The sequence below is a fragment of the Bradyrhizobium sp. Ash2021 genome, assembly GCF_031202265.1.
Lineage (GTDB): Bacteria > Pseudomonadota > Alphaproteobacteria > Rhizobiales > Xanthobacteraceae > Bradyrhizobium.
Map to the genome: position 1 here is coordinate 7,237,624 of NZ_CP100604.1, position 16,062 is coordinate 7,253,685.

A 16,062-nucleotide genomic window follows, 5' to 3' on the forward strand; every position below is an offset into this window, starting at 1 on the left:
GCCCAGAATGATCAGCCTCACAATGGTCCTGGGGTTGGTGTCGAAAATCCCTTTGCGTCACTGAAGATGAATTTTCCGAATACGGGCGCGGCGATAGAATAGTCGTGCTGGAACCGCGTCGTCAGGGTGGGCCGGCACGCAACTTCACGGCCGCAACGCCGGATGCTGGTTCAGCACATCGCCCCGGATGGATGCTGTCTGAATCGCGCGAAACAATATCTGCGCCGTCCTGGTATCGTCCGCCTTCAGGCACAGGTGCAGAATCTCGCGCACGGCGGAATCGCGCAGCAAGTCGTCGGACATCTTGAGGGCGATTTCCATCGCGGTCTTGGCGGCGCGTTGGTAGCGTTCGGATGCATCGTTGTTTCTATGGGCATCCGATTTCTTCCTGGCGACCGCACCGTCGGTCAGACGACCGACCCGTTCGGCGCTGTCGGCGGCGGAACGGCAGATGTCGCGTATCCGCTGGGCAGCCTCGATATCGCCGATCGGCCACTGAATGGCTTCGTTCCAGACGTCCTCAGGCTTACGCTTGTTGAACCATCGCATTGCTAAGTCTTTAAAAATAAAATCGACATATGGAATCGGCGGCCGGTGCGCTGCGCAAAAACGGACGACATGACCCGACGGCGGCATTTTCATCCCGGGAAATCCGCCGGTGGTGACATTCCGGCAACAGAGGCTGGAAAATCCTCAGGCAAAGCCGATGCGCCGCCTGGTGCGGGTTTCTGCCGCTGCCTTGATGATTTTGAGCCGGTTTGGGCTACGCCGACCGCCGTGGTCCGATTGCCTCGAACTGCGCCTTTTGCTCGTCGCTCAGCGTGGCGTAAAAATTCTCGAGCGCGGTCCGCACCGATTTGACGGCCTGCACCATGGTATCGAGCCGCTTGCCGATCGCGGTGAGCCGCGCCGGTGGCGTCATTGCGTCGTCCGTCCGGCAAGCCGCCTTCAGCATTTCGGCGGCCTTGGCACTGGCATCCTGCAGCGCGGCAAGACTGGCGCGCTGGGTGTCGTTCGGGTGCAACCTGGCCTCGATCTCGCTGGCCGGCCATTCCACACCGGACGGCTGCGCGGCGCCACAGCTTGGAACCAGCGGCGCGCCGGCATGGCTGGCCGCGGCGGTCCTGCGCTGATCGTCAGCGAGCGCATTGAGCCGGGCTTTCTGCTCGTCGTTCAGCAGAGCATAGAACTTCTCCAGCGGCGGCTGCACGGCGGCGACCGCTGACATCATCGCCTCGATGCGCTGCTGCATGACCGCCAGCCGGCCCGGCGCCGTCAGTATGATCTGCGTCGGGCATGCCGCACGAATGGTCTGGGCGGCCGAGATCGATGCGTTGCCGAGTTCGTCGAGTGCCGCACCTTGCGCTTCGGTCGGCTGAATCGCCGTCTCGATCTGGACGATCGGAAGGCCGGCGATATCGCGGCTGTCGTCACCGCACATCTCCGCCAACGGAGCGACCCTGGCGTGCCGTCGCCCGGACGGGCGCGGTGCCAGATAGCCTGCCAGATCATCATAGCCGTAGGGCGCAAATATTCCGGCGTAAATGTCGGGGTAGCCGTAGTCCCAGAAGCCGAAGCCGTCTCCCCAGATCGCATAGTCATAGATGTCGAAATAGGCGAACGGCCAGAACAGCGGACCGACCCATCCAAACCCGCCGCTGCCGTGTTGCCACCACCCGCGGGCGCCGCTGCCGTGCCAGCCCGCCATGGCGAGGCCGGCGGCGACCTGCGCGCGTGCCGCGGGATTGCTGAGCAGGCGCCCGTTGCGCAATCCACCGGCGTGCGACAGCGAGTTCATCGCGTTGCGGGCGCCTCCCGATGCGACCGCGGCGTTTCGGATCTGGCTGAAATTCGCTCTGCCGTGTCCGGCAAACGAGCGATTGCCGTGAAAACCCCCGTGCGAAAACGAGTGAGATATTGCGAACCTTCCACCGCCATGGTGCCCGCCGCCAAAATGCGCGTGGCCGAAGCCGTGGCCTCCACCGCCAAAATGGCCGCCGCCGAAATGACCACCACCGAAATGACCGCCGCCGAAATGGCCGCCGCCACCACCGTGGCCACCACCGCCATGGCCGCCGCCGCCGTGACCGCCGCCGCCCCTGCCGAGAGCCGCGCCCGACAGCAGCGCCGCCACGACAAGGACCGCAATTCCGATGGCCGATTTGGACATGGCACCCTCCTGCACCACGCCGCGGATGCTGCGGCACTGGAAAGACGCCGAAAGGAGGCAAAAGTTCCACTCGCGGAGCCAGCGCGCCTGCGGGAAGAGGGCGGACTGACACGCCGGAAAGACGAGATGCTAGGCGGCCGGCACGATCTTTCCGGGATTGAAGATGTTCTGCGGATCGAGCGCCGCCTTCAGCGCGCGCATGGCGTCGATCGCCTCGGGGCCGAGTTCGGCTTCCAGGTATTTCTGCTTGCCTTGGCCGATGCCGTGCTCGCCGGTGCAGGTGCCGCCCATCGCCTGCGCGCGCTCGACCAGCCGGTGCATGAATTCCTCGCCGCGCGCCATCTCCTGCGGATTGTCGAGGTCGCAAACCAGCGAGCAGTGGAAATTGCCGTCGCCGACATGGCCGACGATCGGTGACAGCAAATTGAGCCGCTTCAGATCGTCCTCGGTCTCGGTGACGCAATCGGCCAGCCGCGAGATCGGCACGCAGACGTCGGTCGCGACCACGCCGGCGCCGGGGCGCAGCGCCTTCACCGACCAATAGGCGTCGTGCCGCGCCTGCCAGAGTTTCGTTCGGTCCTCGGGTTTGGTGGTCCAGGTGAACTCGCCGCCGCCGCATTCGCCGGCAATCTCCTTGAAATTCTTCGATTGCTCGGCGACTTCGTTCTCGCTGCCATGGAATTCCAGCAGCAGCAGCGGCGTCTCCGGCAGCGTCAGCTTCGAATAGGAATTGCAGGCCCTGACCTGCTCGGCGTTGAGCAGCTCGATGCGCGCCACCGGAATGCCGGTCTGGATCGCGAGGATCGTCGCCTGGCAGGCGCCGCGCACGGTCTCGAACGAACAGGCGGCGGCGGCGATGGTTTCGGGAATGCCGCGCAGCTTGATGGTGAGCTCGGAGATGATGCCGAGCGTGCCCTCGGCGCCGACAAACAGATGCGTCAAATCGTAGCCGGCGGAGGATTTCTTCGCCCGCGTGCCCGTGGTGATGATCTCGCCGTCGCCGCGCACCACTTTGAGCGCCAGCACATTGTCGCGCATGGTGCCGTAGCGCACCGCATTGGTGCCGGACGCGCGCGTGGAGGCCATGCCGCCGAGCGAGGCGTCGGCGCCGGGATCGATCGGGAAGAACACGCCCTGGTCGCGCAGATGCTCGTTCAGCGCCTTGCGGGTGACGCCGGGCTGGATCACGCAGTCGAGATCGTCGGCGTGGACTTCGAGCACCTTGTTCATGTCGTGCAGGTCGATGCAGATGCCGCCGGCGGGGGCATTGACCTGGCCCTCCAGCGAGGTGCCGGTGCCGAACGCGATCACGGGCACGCCAAATTGAGCGCAGATCCGGACCACGTCCTGGATATCAGGCGTTTCCTGCGCCATCACCACCGCGTCCGGCGGCTGCGACGGCAGCCAGGTGGTGGTATGGGCGTGCTGTTCGCGCACCACCTGCGAGGTGATCAGCCGGTTGCCGAACCGCGCCGCGAGCGCCTCAATGGTGCTGGCCAGCGCCTGCGGCTCCGGTCGTTGCAAATTGTCCAATCTTGTTGTCGCCACGCCAAATTCCTCCCGGCTTTAGACGACCGTGGCAAAGGATATATAAGGGGTCAAGAGACCAGATCGAACAAACAGGGATGCATGATGACGAGCCTTGCCGCAGCCCAGGACATCAGGGATATGCCGCTGCCGCCTGCGCCGTTTCTATCCTCGGTGATGCAGATCCAGCCGCAATGGATCGACTATAACGGCCATCTCAACATGGCCTATTACAACGTCATGATGGACCGCGCGATCGACCAGATGTGGTTGCAGCTCGGGATCGGCCCCGGCTACATGAAGGAACGCCACGGCTCGACCTTCACCGCCGAATGCCATGTGCGCTATTTGCGCGAGATCCACCTCGGCGATCCCGTGCAGATTACGGTCTATCTGCTCGGCGCCGACGAAAAGCGGATCCATACGTTCGAGGAACTGCGCCACGCCACCGAGGGCTGGCTCTCCGCCACCTCGGAAAACATGACCATCCATATCGACATGAATGCACGCAAGACCGCGCCGTTTCCATCAGACATCCGCGCCCGCATCGAGGCGGTGGTCAATTCGCATGCGGCCGTGCCGCGCCCCGAGGGCATCGGCCGGAAAGTGGCGATGCCCTCGAAGTAACTTACTCAACTAGACCCGCGTGCGTCCGCGCGCCAGCCCCACCACCGCCGACACCAGGAACAGGATGACGGCGATGAAGAAGATCGTCTTGGCGATTTCGATGGAGACGCCGGCGACACCACCGAAGCCCAGAATGCCTGCGATCAACGCCACGATCAGAAACGTAACGACCCAACTCAGCATGATCCGATCCTCTGTTTTCTGCCTCAATCGACACGGCTGAGAACGCCGCGCCACGACTGCAGAAACAATCCGGCCGGAGAATGCTGGTTCCTGGCCGCTAAACCGGGAAATTTTCGGATTTTCGCGGAACAAAGTCGCGCTTGGGTCGCGAAAACCAACCTGCCGAAGCTGCGGGATAAAACCTGTCAAAACGGCCGAAGAGGCCCTATATGGCCCTTAATCCCTGCTAAGAAGGCTCCCCTTCACCGCCCCATGGTGCCATCGTGGGGACAAGACGATTCGCAATGACCGAGCCGAGCAAGTTGCCCCATCACGGCGTTCCCGAGCACCAGCCAGCCGCTGGCGGCATCGCCGCGCGTGCGCGGGCCTCGGCGGCCCCGCAATATCTCACCGGCCTCAATCCCGAGCAGCGCGACGCGGTAGAGACCCTGGACGGCCCCGTGCTGGTGCTGGCCGGCGCCGGCACCGGCAAAACGCGCGTGCTGACCACGCGGATCGCCCATATCCTGAGCCAGGGCCGGGCCCGGCCGCACGAAATCCTGTCGGTGACCTTCACCAACAAGGCGGCGCGCGAGATGAAGCTGCGGCTTGGCCAGATGCTCGGCCAGGCCGTCGAGGGCATGCCGTGGCTCGGCACCTTCCACTCGATCGGCGGCCGTATCCTGCGCATCCACGCCGAACTGGTGCAGCTCAAATCCAACTTCACCGTGCTCGATGTCGACGATCAGGTCCGGCTCTTGAAGCAGCTGCTGCAGGCCGAGAACATCGACGACAAGCGCTGGCCGGCGCGCATGATGGCCGGATTGATCGACGGCTGGAAGAACCGCGGGCTGACGCCGTCGCAGGTGCCGGCAGGCGAGGCCGCCGTGTTCGGCAACGGCAAGGGCGGCAAGCTCTACGCGAGCTATCAGGAACGGCTGAAAATCCTCAACGCCGCCGATTTCGGCGATCTGCTGCTGGAGAACATCCGGCTGTTCCGCGAACATCCCGATGTGCTCCGGCAATACCAGAACCGGTTCAAGTTCATCCTGGTCGACGAATATCAGGACACCAACGTCGCGCAATATCTGTGGCTCAGGCTGCTGTCGCAAGCACCGAGCAAGCCGGGCGCGCCGCTTTCTGCGGTCATTCCGGGGCAGTCGGATTCTCCGGTCATTCCGGGGCGCATCGAAGATGCGAACCCGGAATCTCTAAATAAAGAGGACTCATCTCGAGATTCCGGGTCTGGTCCTTCGGACCATCCCGGAATGACGGAAGACCCTCTCCCCGCAAGCGGGGCGAGGGAGATCGGCGCGCATCCCGGGTTGGCGCCCTCCTCGCCGCTCAAAAACATCTGCTGCGTCGGCGACGACGACCAGTCGATCTATGGCTGGCGCGGCGCCGAGGTCGACAACATCCTGCGCTTCGAGCACGATTTTCCCGGCGCCAAAGTGATCCGGCTGGAGCGCAATTACCGCTCCACCGGCCACATCCTCGCCGCCGCCTCGCATCTGATCGCGCACAACGAAGGCCGGCTCGGCAAGACGCTGCGCACCGAGGACGTCGACGGCGAAAAGGTCACCGTCACCGGCTCCTGGGATTCGGAAGAGGAAGCCCGCGCCATCGGCGAGGAGATCGAGGAGTTGCAGCGATCAGGTGAGAACCTCAACGAGGTCGCGATCCTGGTGCGGGCCTCGTTCCAGATGCGCGAGTTCGAAGATCGTTTTGTCACGCTCGGCCTGCCCTATCGCGTGATCGGCGGTCCAAGGTTTTACGAGCGCGCCGAAATCCGCGACGCGCTGGCGTATTTGCGCGTGATCAATTCGCCGGCCGACGATCTCGCCTTCGAGCGCATCGTCAATGTGCCGAAGCGCGGGCTCGGCGACGCCACCGTGCAGATGCTGCATGACCACGCCCGCAAGCGCCGGATTCCCTTGTTCGAGGCGGCGCGCGCCGTGGTCGAGACCGACGAACTGAAACCGAAGGCGCGCGGGAGCCTGCGCGACTTGATCCTGCATTTCGACCGCTGGCGCGCCCGGCGCGAGGTGACCTCGCATACGGAGCTGGCCGAAATCGTGCTCGACGAGAGCGGCTACACCGAGATGTGGCAGAAGGACCGTTCCGCCGACGCCGCCGGCCGGCTGGAAAACCTCAAGGAACTGGTGCGCTCGATGGAGGAGTTCGAGAACCTGCAGGGTTTCCTCGAACATATCTCGCTGGTGATGGACCGCGACGGCGGCGCCGACGACGAAGCGGTGTCGCTGATGACGCTGCATTCCGCCAAGGGCCTGGAATTCGACAATGTATTCCTGCCGGGCTGGGAGGAAGGCCTGTTTCCAAGCCAGCGCACGCTCGACGAACAGGGCCGCGCCGGCCTCGAGGAAGAACGTCGTCTGGCCCATGTCGGGCTGACGCGCGCGCGCCGCCGCGCCAAGCTCTATTTCGCCACCAACCGCCGCATTCACGGCACCTGGTCGACCACGATCCCGTCGCGCTTCCTTGATGAGCTGCCGGCGCCGAATGTCGAGATCACGGAATCCAAGGGCGGTTCGGGCTGGGGCGGCTCCGGCGGCTACGGCCCCTCGCGCTTCGACAACGTCGAGTCCTTCGGCTCCAGCTATACGACGCCGGGCTGGCAACGCGCCCAGGCCAACCGCGCCCGCAATCAGAACCGCGGCGGCTCGGACAGGGGCGGGTTTGAGGAAAGCCAGTCGTCTTTCCAGAGTTCGCGCAACGAAACGGGCAGCGGCTTCTCCCGCACCAAGCGCGGGCCGATGGTGATCGAAGGCGAACTGGTGGCGAAATCCACCGGCACGAATTCGGAATTCTCGCTCGACGACCGCGTGTTTCACCAGAAGTTCGGCTACGGCAATGTGGTGAAAGTCGACGGCAACAAGCTCACCATCGCCTTCGAGAAGGCCGGCGAGAAGAAGGTGGTCGATAGCTTTGTGGAGCGGGTGTAAGCCAGAAGTGGCGATCACTAAACGCCGTCGGGCGAGATTGCTGATTTCGACGCAATGATGGGCTCCCGGAACTGCTCCTAGGCCATAGCTATTTGGGGGATACATCATGCCTTCCGAACCACGCTCACCTCGCCTCGCCGTTCTGATCGATGCGGACAATGCTTCGGCAAAGATCGCGGATGGACTGTTCGAGGAGATCGCGAAGATAGGCGAGGCAAGCGTTCGTCGCATTTATGGCGATTTCTCCGATCCTCGCTCGAAGAGCTGGGCGGAAAAACTGTCCAGATACGCCATCATACCGCAGCAGCAGTTTGCCTATACGACCGGAAAGAATGCATCCGACATCACGCTGGTCATCGATGCAATGGACCTGCTGCATAGCGGCCGGTTCGACGGATTTTGTCTTGTTTCATCGGACAGCGATTTTACCCGCCTCGCCGCCCGCATCCGCGAGCAAGGCGTCGATGTCTTCGGGTTTGGCGAGCAGAAAACCCCGGAGAGCTTTCGGCAGGCCTGCCGAAAATTCGTGTACACCGAGAATCTGCTCCCCGGCGCGACGAACAACAGGGATGCCGTCCCAACGCCGGAGCCTCTCCAGCCCGTCAGTTCGGCGGCACCCATCATCAAGAAGGTGATTGAACAGATGGAGAGCGAGGACGGCTGGGTTCCTCTGGGAGAAGTCGGAGGGCGGCTTTCCAACCTCGCCTCCGATTTCGATCCCAGAAGCTACGGCTTTCGAAAGTTGAGCGACCTGGTGCGAAGGACGAATTCATTCGAGATCGAACGACCGAAAGGCGGCTTGATGCGCATTCGTATCAAGCCTGCTACCGAAGCACCCGCAGAATCGAAGACTCCTGGAAAAGCTGCTCCGACGTGACGCGGCGATCCGCTATGTGTCATTCGCGACCGGCTTGAGCCGGCAGGCTGTCACCTCGGGCGAAACCGTGGTCGTTCCGCACCGGCCTTACTCCAGCGTCGGTTGTTTCAATGCTCACTGAGGCGCGCGTAGTCCGGGGGACGTGATCCATTCCTGCATGTGCGCCGCGGTTTCGGCCTGCCGGGCTCTACGCAGTAGTTCGTCCCGCTTGACCCCTGGGGGCGTACCCTGGGCCTCTTTGCGAAGCCGCTCGGCTTGCTCCGACAAACGCTGGTCTAATGTTGTTGTTTGCTTGAAACGGCGTCGCTGTTGCTGCATGGCGCTACTTCTGTTCGAGGCAGGCGGGAGCGCGACCGGCGTTCTCCTCACCGATAAAAGCCACGGGAACGTGCGGTGATAGAATTACAATACTCTGCCAGCGCCGCTAGTTCTGTCCACTTGTGCACACAGCGCAATTAGGCCCCTGCCAAAATCAAACCAGGCTACTGGGGTCGAACAGGCCGTTGCCCGCGGGCTCAACAGGAATAGTTCGGAAACCGAGTCATGAACTCGGCAGATGTCGTCACGACTTACCGAATGTCGCCGTCGGGTCATTCGCGACCGGCTTGAGCCAGCAGCAAAGTGCGGCCTTGTACCGTCGAAAGCGGAAGTAAACTTCAGAGCATGAGTGCCGTCGCCATCGGCCGTTTCGCGAGGATGGCGCCGCTGCGCTGGTGATTCAAGATTCAGTGCACCGGCACCGTAATTCCCGAACGCCGCACGCCGGCATGAAGGATCACATCGTTTAGGCCGGCAGGAGACCCGCCGCGCGATAGCTGTCGATCAACGCGTCATAGAGCGAGATATCCGAGCGGCTCCGCGCCATGAGCTGGGCGCCGGCGACAGCGGCGAAGATGGCGCGAGCCCGCCGTTCGCTTTCCCCGGAACTGACCACGGCCGCAGCGGACAGAACCCTGCTCAGCCACGCAACATTGACATCGGCAAAGGTCTGGACCTCCCTCTTCACCGCTTCCGGCAGGTCATCATGTTCGGCAGCCATGAAGCTGCAGAGGCACATGCGATTATCGCTCTCGAGCGATTTGCGAAAAATATCGGGATACTGCTGCAGGCAGCGGACCGGATCCGAGGTTCCGGCCAACATAGACTCGAGGTGAGCCGCGGTGTCCTCCCAATAGCGCCTCGCTACTGCCGCGCCCAGATCGGCCTTGCTCGGGAAGTGATAGTAGATGCTAGCTGCCTTGATGCCCACGTCATCCGCGAGATCGCGGAAATTCAAGCCGCTGTAGCCATGCGCCTGTGCGGTCCTTCTGGCGGCCGCCAGGATGGCCTCCCGAGAACTTGAACTCATCTCACTGCCTCACCGCTTCGTAGCCAACCTACCAAGTGACAGATAGGCGTTGACCGGGCAAGTTTGAAGCTCTATATGTAGACTACCAAGTGGCAGGTAGACAAAAGGAAATAATGATGAAGATTTACGATTGGCCCACCGGCCCTTATCCGGCTCGCGTCCGCATTGCCTTGGCCGAGAAGAACCTGCAGCCGCGCGTCCAGTTTGTGTCGGTCGATCTCTGGAAAGGCCAGCACAAGAAGCCCGAATTCCTCGCCAAGAACTACTCAGGCACGCTGCCGGTGCTCGAACTCGACGACGGGACCTTCATTGGCGAATGCACGGCCATTACCGAGTATCTTGACGCGCTCGATGGCGCTCCCACACTCACCGGCACGACACCGCGCGAAAAGGGCGTGATCCACATGATGAGCAAGCGCGCCGAGTTGGAGCTGCTCGACGCCATCAGTGTTTATTTCCACCACGCCACACCGGGGCTTGGACCCGACGTCGAGATTTATCAGAACGCCGAGTGGGGGTTCCGTCAGCGCGACAAAGCCCTCAAGGGCATGCACTACTTCGATGGCATTCTAAAGCGACAGCCGTTCGTCGCCGGTGAGGCCTTCTCGATGGCCGACATCACGGTCATCGGCGGTTTGATCTTTGCGGGGCTCGTGGAGCTGCCGGTGCCTGCGGAATGCGAGGCTCTTCAAGCCTGGTACGCAAGGATGCAGCAGCGTCCCAGCGTAAAGAACCGGGTGACGATGTCAGAACCGGCCGAGGGCTCCGTTTGAAATCGACTGCGGCGCGCCATCGTCCAACGGCGATGGCGCGTGTTATGGCGCGCCGGATCCGCCCGCCACGATCTTCTCGTTCAATTTTTGATCGACGGTCTGGACCGTGCGGTCGATCTCGGCACTGGGCACGCCGAGCTGATCCGAAACCAGCTTCACCAGCAGGTCGACCCGCTCGATGAACGGCGCGCCACTGGCCACCGCGCGGGCCGCCGATGAGGGCTTGAGGAGGCTTTCCGCCGCTTTGGCATATTTTGCGAAAGGAACCTGATCCGTCGGGTCGGCCCCCAGACGCCGCGCGATGGCGTCGACATGGTCATAGATCGATTGCGAGAGCTTCAGATCGCCGTGCACGGCGTCGCGGATTGACTGCGGCTCGTGCAGCGTGATGCAGCGGTAATTCCCGGTCAGCAGCATCGACCATTTGGCCAGCGGGACGAACAGCGAATCGAACACCTTGAGTTTTACCGGAACGTCCTGGCCGTCCAGCTTGACCGCGTCGATGTCCGCTTCCAGCTCCCGCAGCACCTTGTTGTGTTGTTCATCGGAAAACGTCGCTGCCTTGAAGTTTGTCGGCAGGCCGACATGAAGGACGTTCGCCGCCTCTTCCGGCGGGCGGAAAGCCTGCGGATCAGGCGAGCACAGCGACACCAGTCCCGGCTTGAACCGTTCCCATACCTGGGCATTGGTGTAGGCCTCCTCCAGATCCATTTCCGCCAATGCGGGGATCCGCTTGAGATAGGGCAAGGGCGGCATGTTCATGATCGAAAGACAAGGCAGCTTCGCCTCGGCGATCTTGATCATCAGAACCCGGATCGAATGGTTGGTGTATTGCGGCTCCTGCATGGCAAGACCAACCAGATCGTAACGGGAAAGATCGACGTCGGCGGGCGTGACCGCGTCTAATTTGCCAGGCAGATCGCGCGAAAAAATCGCCCGGTGCATCGCCTCGTCACGCAGCTTGATGCGAACCTCGGTTCCGTCGCGATTGATGAGTTCTGCAGTCTTCTTCCGACAAACCAGAGTCACGTTGTGACCCGCCATCAGCAGCTTTGTCGCCAGCAATGAGCCATACGAGGCTCCCAGAATCAGAATGTTACGCGCCATACTCTCTCAGCCTCTCCCACGCCCTCAAGCCGAGCGTAAGCAATGTTCGTGGAACGCCAAAGCCTGCGAAACGTCCGCTTTGCCCAGAAATCACGGACCACGTCAAGGCCAACATCGTCGGCCTGACGGAATTGCCCGCGCGCGCCCACGCGGCAGCGTGACGCCATCGTTCGGCGCATCAAATCACCCCGTGATTTTGCCCGACGGGCAAATCACTTGCCGATTGTCGAAATCCCTTGTCCACCCCCTCGTGCAAAAATATTTCGCTTCACCCCGACGGGCAAATCAAGGGCATAACTCCGCCCGTCTCACCCAAATGAGGGGCGGCTCGCGATCGTCACGAAACGCGCGGTGGGATGCGGTGGACGCGGCAGCGTCGGGCGCGCAAGTGTGTTCGCAGGGCGGTTTCCGTGAGCGAGCACCAGCGCGCAGGACGAACGGCGCTTCAACGCCTTCGCCAAGACTTCGGCAGGCCGCACACGGCCGGTCGGAGCGTTTGGTGAGGTCGCTGCGTACGGCGAAGTCGTGTGGTCCTGGCATCCGTTGCTGATGTCAAGTCCGCGGAGGTTTTGCGAGCCCCAACCGGGACGAGCAAAACCGTCAATCCGCGCGACGACGGTGACAAAAGGAATTCGTCGCCGGGGAGAGCACGAAGGAAACCGTTAAAACCATTGCGCGGGGAAAGCCGGGTGATTTCCGGAATACTCGTGGTGACTACCGTGTGCTTACTACCAATGCACACGGGCCGCGGGTGCTCCGGGCACCCAGCTTTCCCTGCGCCCTCTGCTTTTCGAGGGTAACGAATTTGCACAACTCGGGCGCATCGTGTCGCGAGAAAGAGCGCCTATGTCTAATCCGTCATCCCCGCGCAACGGCTTTGCCGTTGTCGCTGGAGGTGCGAGCCTCTTGGGCGAGCCTCGAAGGATGACAGCCACGGTGCTTGCGGCCCATCCTTCGAGGCTCGCCGCGCTCGCACCTCCCGAGTGAGCGCAAGTGCGCTCATCCGGGGATGACGGCGAGAGTGTTGAGGCTCTTTGAAAACTGAATCAGACACCTGTGCGTGCCGTCAGCCTTGGCGTGGCGAGCAAAGGCCCGCGGCGTCAGCCGCCAATTTCCGCTAGCTGGAAGCGGCCACGTTCGCGGACGCGGCAACCCCGACTTTTAGTCCCGTACCGTGGCGCTGGAGCCCTTGACCACCGGCGACTTCATCGTATCAGATGAAGCCATGATCCGGGGTCTGCCGACATTGTTGGTCCTTCTGCTCGCCGCGCCGTCATTGGCGGCGGCGCAGACGATCAGTTTCGGCGATGCCGCCGCGACGCTGGGCAAGAGCTGCGGGGCGGACCTCGACGCCAATTGCCGCGGCGTCAATCTGGATTCCAACCGCACCAAGGATTGCCTCTACAAGAACCAGGATACCATGTCGGCCCAATGCAAGGCCGACTATCCCGGCGCGCTCGACGCGATCCAGAAACACATTGCGGCGCGCGCCAATGTCGGGCGGCAATGCGAGTACGAAATCGTCAAGAAGTGCAGCGGCAAGGCCAAGGAAGCCGCAAAATCCATCACCTGCCTGCTGGGCATCAGCAACCTCACCGCCCGATGCAACCAGGCGATCGGCGACGCCGGATACAAGGCCGAGGGCGACTTCGTCACCCAGCTCGGCGGCCTGGAGACGCCGCCGGATCTGAATCTTGTGACGCTGCGCCAGCAAACAGCCGAGCGATCGAAATCACGGGCCAAGAACGAGCCGCCGCCGCAGAAGCGGCCGCCGATCGCCCCCGAGCTGACCAAGCTGCCGGGTTTCAGCGTCGACATCCAGTTCGATACCGACACGCCGATCGTCCGGCCGGAATCCTATCAGACGATTGGGCGGATAGCCGACGCGCTGGTCAATTCGACGCTGCTGCCCTACGAATTCCTGATCGTCGGCCATATCGAATCGACCGGCCGGCGCGACAACAACGTGCTTCTCAGCCAGCGAAGGGCCGATGCGGTCCGCGACATCCTGGTCAACACCTTCAAGATCTCGTCGAAGCGACTGCAGGCCGTGGGATTGGGCGAGGAACAATTGCTCGACCCGGCCCGTCCCAACGCCCCCGCCAACAACCTGACGCAGATCATGACGGTGGCGAAAATGCCTGAGCAGAGCGAGCAGCCCAAGGCAGCGGCGGCAAAAGGCTCGGCATCGGCTGCTAAAAAGCCGGCGAAAAAGAGATAATAATTTTTTCGGCTGATTGCGGAACCCGCTTCAGGCCCCTATCTGCTGCTGACCCCCTGTCCCGTCCGGGCCACACTGCCGCGTCATCGTTTCCGGCATCTTCCAGTCACATCATCAAGCCGCCATGTCCCCCATCATTTCCGTCTCCAATCTGTCCAAGACCTATGGCTCCGGCTTCAAGGCGCTGAACGACATCAATCTCGATATCGTCAGCGGCGAGATTTTTGCGCTGCTGGGGCCGAACGGCGCCGGCAAGACCACGCTGATCAGCATCATCTGCGGCATCGCCAATTTGAGCCAGGGCCGGGTCACCGTCGGCGGCCATGACATCAACGCCGATTATCGCGCCGCGCGTTCGCTGATTGGCCTCGTGCCGCAGGAGCTGCACACCGACGCGTTCGAATCGGTATGGGCGACCGTCAGCTTCAGCCGCGGCCTGTTCGGCAAGCCGAAGAATCCGGCGCACATCGAAAAGGTGCTGAAGGATCTGTCGCTGTGGGACAAGAAGGACAACAAGATCGTCACGCTGTCCGGCGGCATGAAGCGCCGCGTGATGATCGCAAAGGCGTTGTCGCACGAGCCGCAGATTTTGTTCCTGGACGAACCGACCGCGGGCGTCGACGTCGAACTGCGCAAGGGCATGTGGGAAGTGGTGCGGACGCTGCAGGCGTCCGGCGTCACCATCATCCTGACCACGCACTACATCGAAGAGGCCGAGGAGATGGCCGACCGCATCGGCGTCATCAACAAGGGTGAGATCATCCTGGTCGAGGACAAGGCCGGGCTGATGCAGAAGCTCGGCAGGAAGCAGCTCAAGCTGTATCTGCAAAACAAGGTTGAGGCGATACCTGCCGATCTGGCGGCCTACAACCTCGAACTGTCGGAAGACGGCCGCGAAGTGATCTTCAACTATGACACCAAGGGCGAGCGCACCGGCATCACCAGCCTGCTCAGCGACCTCAGAAACGCCGGCATCCGCATCTCGGACCTCGATACCAGGCAGAGCTCGCTGGAAGACATCTTCGTCAGCCTGGTGAGGGCGCCATGAATTTCCAGGCGATCCGCGCGATCTATCTGTTCGAAATGGCGCGCACCTGGCGCACGCTGCTGCAAAGCATCGTCTCGCCGGTGGTATCGACCTCGCTGTATTTCGTGGTGTTCGGTGCGGCGATCGGCTCGCGCATCACTTCGGTCGAAGGCGTCAGCTACGGCACCTTCATCGTGCCGGGGCTGGTGATGCTGTCGGTGCTGACGCAGAGCATCGCCAACGCCTCGTTCGGCATCTATTTTCCGAAATTCGTCGGCACGATCTACGAATTGCTGTCGGCGCCGATCTCCTATTTCGAGATCGTGCTCGGCTATGTCGGCGCCGCCGCCACCAAATCGATCATCCTCGGCCTCATCATCCTCGCCACCGCCGGGCTGTTCGTGCCGCTGCAGATCCATCACCCGATCTGGATGCTGACCTTCCTGGTGCTGACGGCGGTGACTTTCAGCCTGTTCGGTTTCATCATCGGCATCTGGGCCGACGGTTTTGAGAAGCTGCAGATGATCCCGATGTTGGTAGTGACGCCGCTGACGTTTTTGGGTGGCAGCTTCTATTCGGTGAACATGCTGCCATCAGGCTGGCGCACCATCACCTTGCTCAACCCCGTGGTCTATCTGATCTCGGGCTTCCGCTGGAGCTTTTACGAGATCGCCGATGTCAGCGTGACCTTGAGCCTCGGCATGACGGTGGGCTTTCTCGTCGTTTGCATGACCATCGTGTGGTGGATCTTCAAGACCGGCTACCGGCTGAAGAACTGACGCGCAAATCGCGTCAGCGATAACAGCGGAAGTGGCCGTGGCGATTGTAATAGCCCCGGCAGCGATAGCCATGATCGGATATGCCGAACACGCCCTTGACCGCGCCCATGGCACCGCCGACGCCGGCGCCGACCGCGCCGCCGACCACACCACCCACCGGGCCGGCGATCCGGTTGCCCTCGTACGAACCTTCCCGGGCGCCGCGCACGATGCCCTGCGCATGCCCGGCAAAGGGCATCGCCAGCAGCGCGAGCATGATGGCGGCGGCCGCGAGCATCAGCCGCACGGGAAGGCCAGCAGCAAGCGCTGCCGTCTTAACCTTGGTTTTGTTCATCCGGATTCCTTAAATTCCGCGGCAATCGCGTCGTGAGGCGGGATTCTGAAACGGCCTTGGGGCCAAATCGTTGCGCATCTGTGACGAATTCGAGTCGCGGGCCCGTCACCACTCGCGAAAAAGTCAGGATGTCGGATTAACGATCAG

At 62.3% G+C, this 16,062-nt stretch carries 14 protein-coding genes and 1 pseudogene; 8 read left to right on the plus strand and 7 right to left on the minus strand.

What is annotated here, in order from left to right; translation table 11 throughout:
- Nucleotides 1–144: 144 nt before the first annotated feature.
- The 3 genes from NL528_RS34875 to NL528_RS34885 form a co-directional block, all read right to left on the minus strand.
- The gene (locus NL528_RS34875) at nt 145–642 is read right to left on the minus strand and encodes a hypothetical protein (protein ID WP_309178908.1); all 498 of its coding nucleotides are present in this window, start codon (nt 640–642) and stop codon (nt 145–147) included.
- A gap of 121 nt (nt 643–763) precedes the next feature.
- Nucleotides 764–2,170: a Spy/CpxP family protein refolding chaperone gene (locus NL528_RS34880; RefSeq protein ID WP_309178909.1), complete on the minus strand. Its 1,407-nt coding sequence runs from the start codon at nt 2,168–2,170 to the stop codon at nt 764–766.
- Between the two features lie 129 nt (nt 2,171–2,299).
- The gene (locus tag NL528_RS34885) at nt 2,300–3,718 is read right to left on the minus strand and encodes an FAD-linked oxidase C-terminal domain-containing protein (protein ID WP_309178910.1); all 1,419 of its coding nucleotides are present in this window, start codon (nt 3,716–3,718) and stop codon (nt 2,300–2,302) included.
- 120 nt (nt 3,719–3,838) lie between these two features.
- Between NL528_RS34885 and NL528_RS34890 the strand changes: the two genes are divergently transcribed.
- Nucleotides 3,839–4,324, plus strand: a complete 486-nt coding sequence (locus NL528_RS34890; protein ID WP_309185120.1) for a thioesterase family protein — start codon at nt 3,839–3,841, stop codon at nt 4,322–4,324.
- Nucleotides 4,325–4,333: 9 nt separating this feature from the next.
- Here NL528_RS34890 and NL528_RS34895 read toward each other — a convergent pair whose 3' ends face one another.
- Nucleotides 4,334–4,507, minus strand: a complete 174-nt coding sequence (locus NL528_RS34895) for a DUF1328 domain-containing protein (protein WP_309178911.1) — start codon at nt 4,505–4,507, stop codon at nt 4,334–4,336.
- Nucleotides 4,508–4,791: 284 nt separating this feature from the next.
- On the opposite strand from NL528_RS34895, the gene NL528_RS34900 reads away from it, so the two are divergent.
- Both NL528_RS34900 and NL528_RS34905 read left to right on the plus strand, forming a co-directional pair.
- Nucleotides 4,792–7,449 carry a UvrD-helicase domain-containing protein gene (locus NL528_RS34900; protein WP_309178913.1) on the plus strand — a complete coding sequence of 886 codons (2,658 nt, stop codon included), beginning with the start codon at nt 4,792–4,794 and terminating at the stop codon, nt 7,447–7,449.
- Nucleotides 7,450–7,555: 106 nt separating this feature from the next.
- Nucleotides 7,556–8,326, plus strand: coding sequence for an NYN domain-containing protein (locus tag NL528_RS34905; RefSeq protein WP_309178914.1), 771 nt, complete (start codon nt 7,556–7,558; stop codon nt 8,324–8,326).
- 784 nt (nt 8,327–9,110) lie between these two features.
- On the opposite strand, the gene NL528_RS34910 is transcribed toward NL528_RS34905, so the two are convergent.
- Nucleotides 9,111–9,674, minus strand: coding sequence for a TetR/AcrR family transcriptional regulator (locus NL528_RS34910; protein WP_309178915.1), 564 nt, complete (start codon nt 9,672–9,674; stop codon nt 9,111–9,113).
- A gap of 116 nt (nt 9,675–9,790) precedes the next feature.
- Between NL528_RS34910 and NL528_RS34915 the strand changes: the two genes are divergently transcribed.
- Nucleotides 9,791–10,447, plus strand: coding sequence for a glutathione S-transferase (locus NL528_RS34915; RefSeq protein WP_309178916.1), 657 nt, complete (start codon nt 9,791–9,793; stop codon nt 10,445–10,447).
- Between the two features lie 42 nt (nt 10,448–10,489).
- On the opposite strand, the gene NL528_RS34920 is transcribed toward NL528_RS34915, so the two are convergent.
- The gene (locus NL528_RS34920; RefSeq protein WP_309178917.1) at nt 10,490–11,554 is read right to left on the minus strand and encodes a 2-dehydropantoate 2-reductase N-terminal domain-containing protein; all 1,065 of its coding nucleotides are present in this window, start codon (nt 11,552–11,554) and stop codon (nt 10,490–10,492) included.
- 1,225 nt (nt 11,555–12,779) lie between these two features.
- On the opposite strand from NL528_RS34920, the pseudogene NL528_RS34925 reads away from it, so the two are divergent.
- The 4 genes and pseudogenes from NL528_RS34925 to NL528_RS34940 form a co-directional block, all read left to right on the plus strand.
- Nucleotides 12,780–13,190, plus strand: a pseudogene (locus NL528_RS34925) (hypothetical protein); the annotation flags it as partial.
- Nucleotides 13,170–13,775, plus strand: coding sequence for an OmpA family protein (locus NL528_RS34930; RefSeq protein WP_375144091.1), 606 nt, complete (start codon nt 13,170–13,172; stop codon nt 13,773–13,775). The pseudogene NL528_RS34925 and the gene NL528_RS34930, both read left to right, overlap by 21 nt.
- Nucleotides 13,776–13,899: 124 nt before the next feature.
- The gene (locus NL528_RS34935; RefSeq protein ID WP_309178918.1) at nt 13,900–14,823 is read left to right on the plus strand and encodes an ABC transporter ATP-binding protein; all 924 of its coding nucleotides are present in this window, start codon (nt 13,900–13,902) and stop codon (nt 14,821–14,823) included.
- Nucleotides 14,820–15,581, plus strand: a complete 762-nt coding sequence (locus NL528_RS34940; RefSeq protein ID WP_309178919.1) for an ABC transporter permease — start codon at nt 14,820–14,822, stop codon at nt 15,579–15,581. Before NL528_RS34935 ends, NL528_RS34940 begins: the two co-directional genes overlap by 4 nt.
- A gap of 13 nt (nt 15,582–15,594) precedes the next feature.
- Here NL528_RS34940 and NL528_RS34945 read toward each other — a convergent pair whose 3' ends face one another.
- A complete protein-coding gene (locus tag NL528_RS34945) occupies nt 15,595–15,915 on the minus strand; it encodes a hypothetical protein (protein WP_309178920.1) in 321 nt (106 codons plus the stop codon).
- Between the last annotated feature and the right edge of the window lie 147 nt (nt 15,916–16,062).

Bases quoted from the DNA above. Each gene is read 5' to 3' on its own strand.
- NL528_RS34875 (WP_309178908.1), bottom strand. From the start codon at position 642: ATGAAAATGCCGCCGTCGGGTCATGTCGTCCGTTTTTGCGCAGCGCAC.
- NL528_RS34880 (WP_309178909.1), bottom strand. From the start codon at position 2,170: ATGTCCAAATCGGCCATCGGAATTGCGGTCCTTGTCGTGGCGGCGCTG.
- NL528_RS34890 (WP_309185120.1), top strand. From the start codon at position 3,839: ATGCCGCTGCCGCCTGCGCCGTTTCTATCCTCGGTGATGCAGATCCAG.
- NL528_RS34895 (WP_309178911.1), bottom strand. From the start codon at position 4,507: ATGCTGAGTTGGGTCGTTACGTTTCTGATCGTGGCGTTGATCGCAGGC.
- NL528_RS34900 (WP_309178913.1), top strand. From the start codon at position 4,792: ATGACCGAGCCGAGCAAGTTGCCCCATCACGGCGTTCCCGAGCACCAG.
- NL528_RS34905 (WP_309178914.1), top strand. From the start codon at position 7,556: ATGCCTTCCGAACCACGCTCACCTCGCCTCGCCGTTCTGATCGATGCG.
- NL528_RS34910 (WP_309178915.1), bottom strand. From the start codon at position 9,674: ATGAGTTCAAGTTCTCGGGAGGCCATCCTGGCGGCCGCCAGAAGGACC.
- NL528_RS34915 (WP_309178916.1), top strand. From the start codon at position 9,791: ATGAAGATTTACGATTGGCCCACCGGCCCTTATCCGGCTCGCGTCCGC.
- NL528_RS34920 (WP_309178917.1), bottom strand. From the start codon at position 11,554: ATGGCGCGTAACATTCTGATTCTGGGAGCCTCGTATGGCTCATTGCTG.
- NL528_RS34935 (WP_309178918.1), top strand. From the start codon at position 13,900: ATGTCCCCCATCATTTCCGTCTCCAATCTGTCCAAGACCTATGGCTCC.
- NL528_RS34940 (WP_309178919.1), top strand. From the start codon at position 14,820: ATGAATTTCCAGGCGATCCGCGCGATCTATCTGTTCGAAATGGCGCGC.
- NL528_RS34945 (WP_309178920.1), bottom strand. From the start codon at position 15,915: ATGAACAAAACCAAGGTTAAGACGGCAGCGCTTGCTGCTGGCCTTCCC.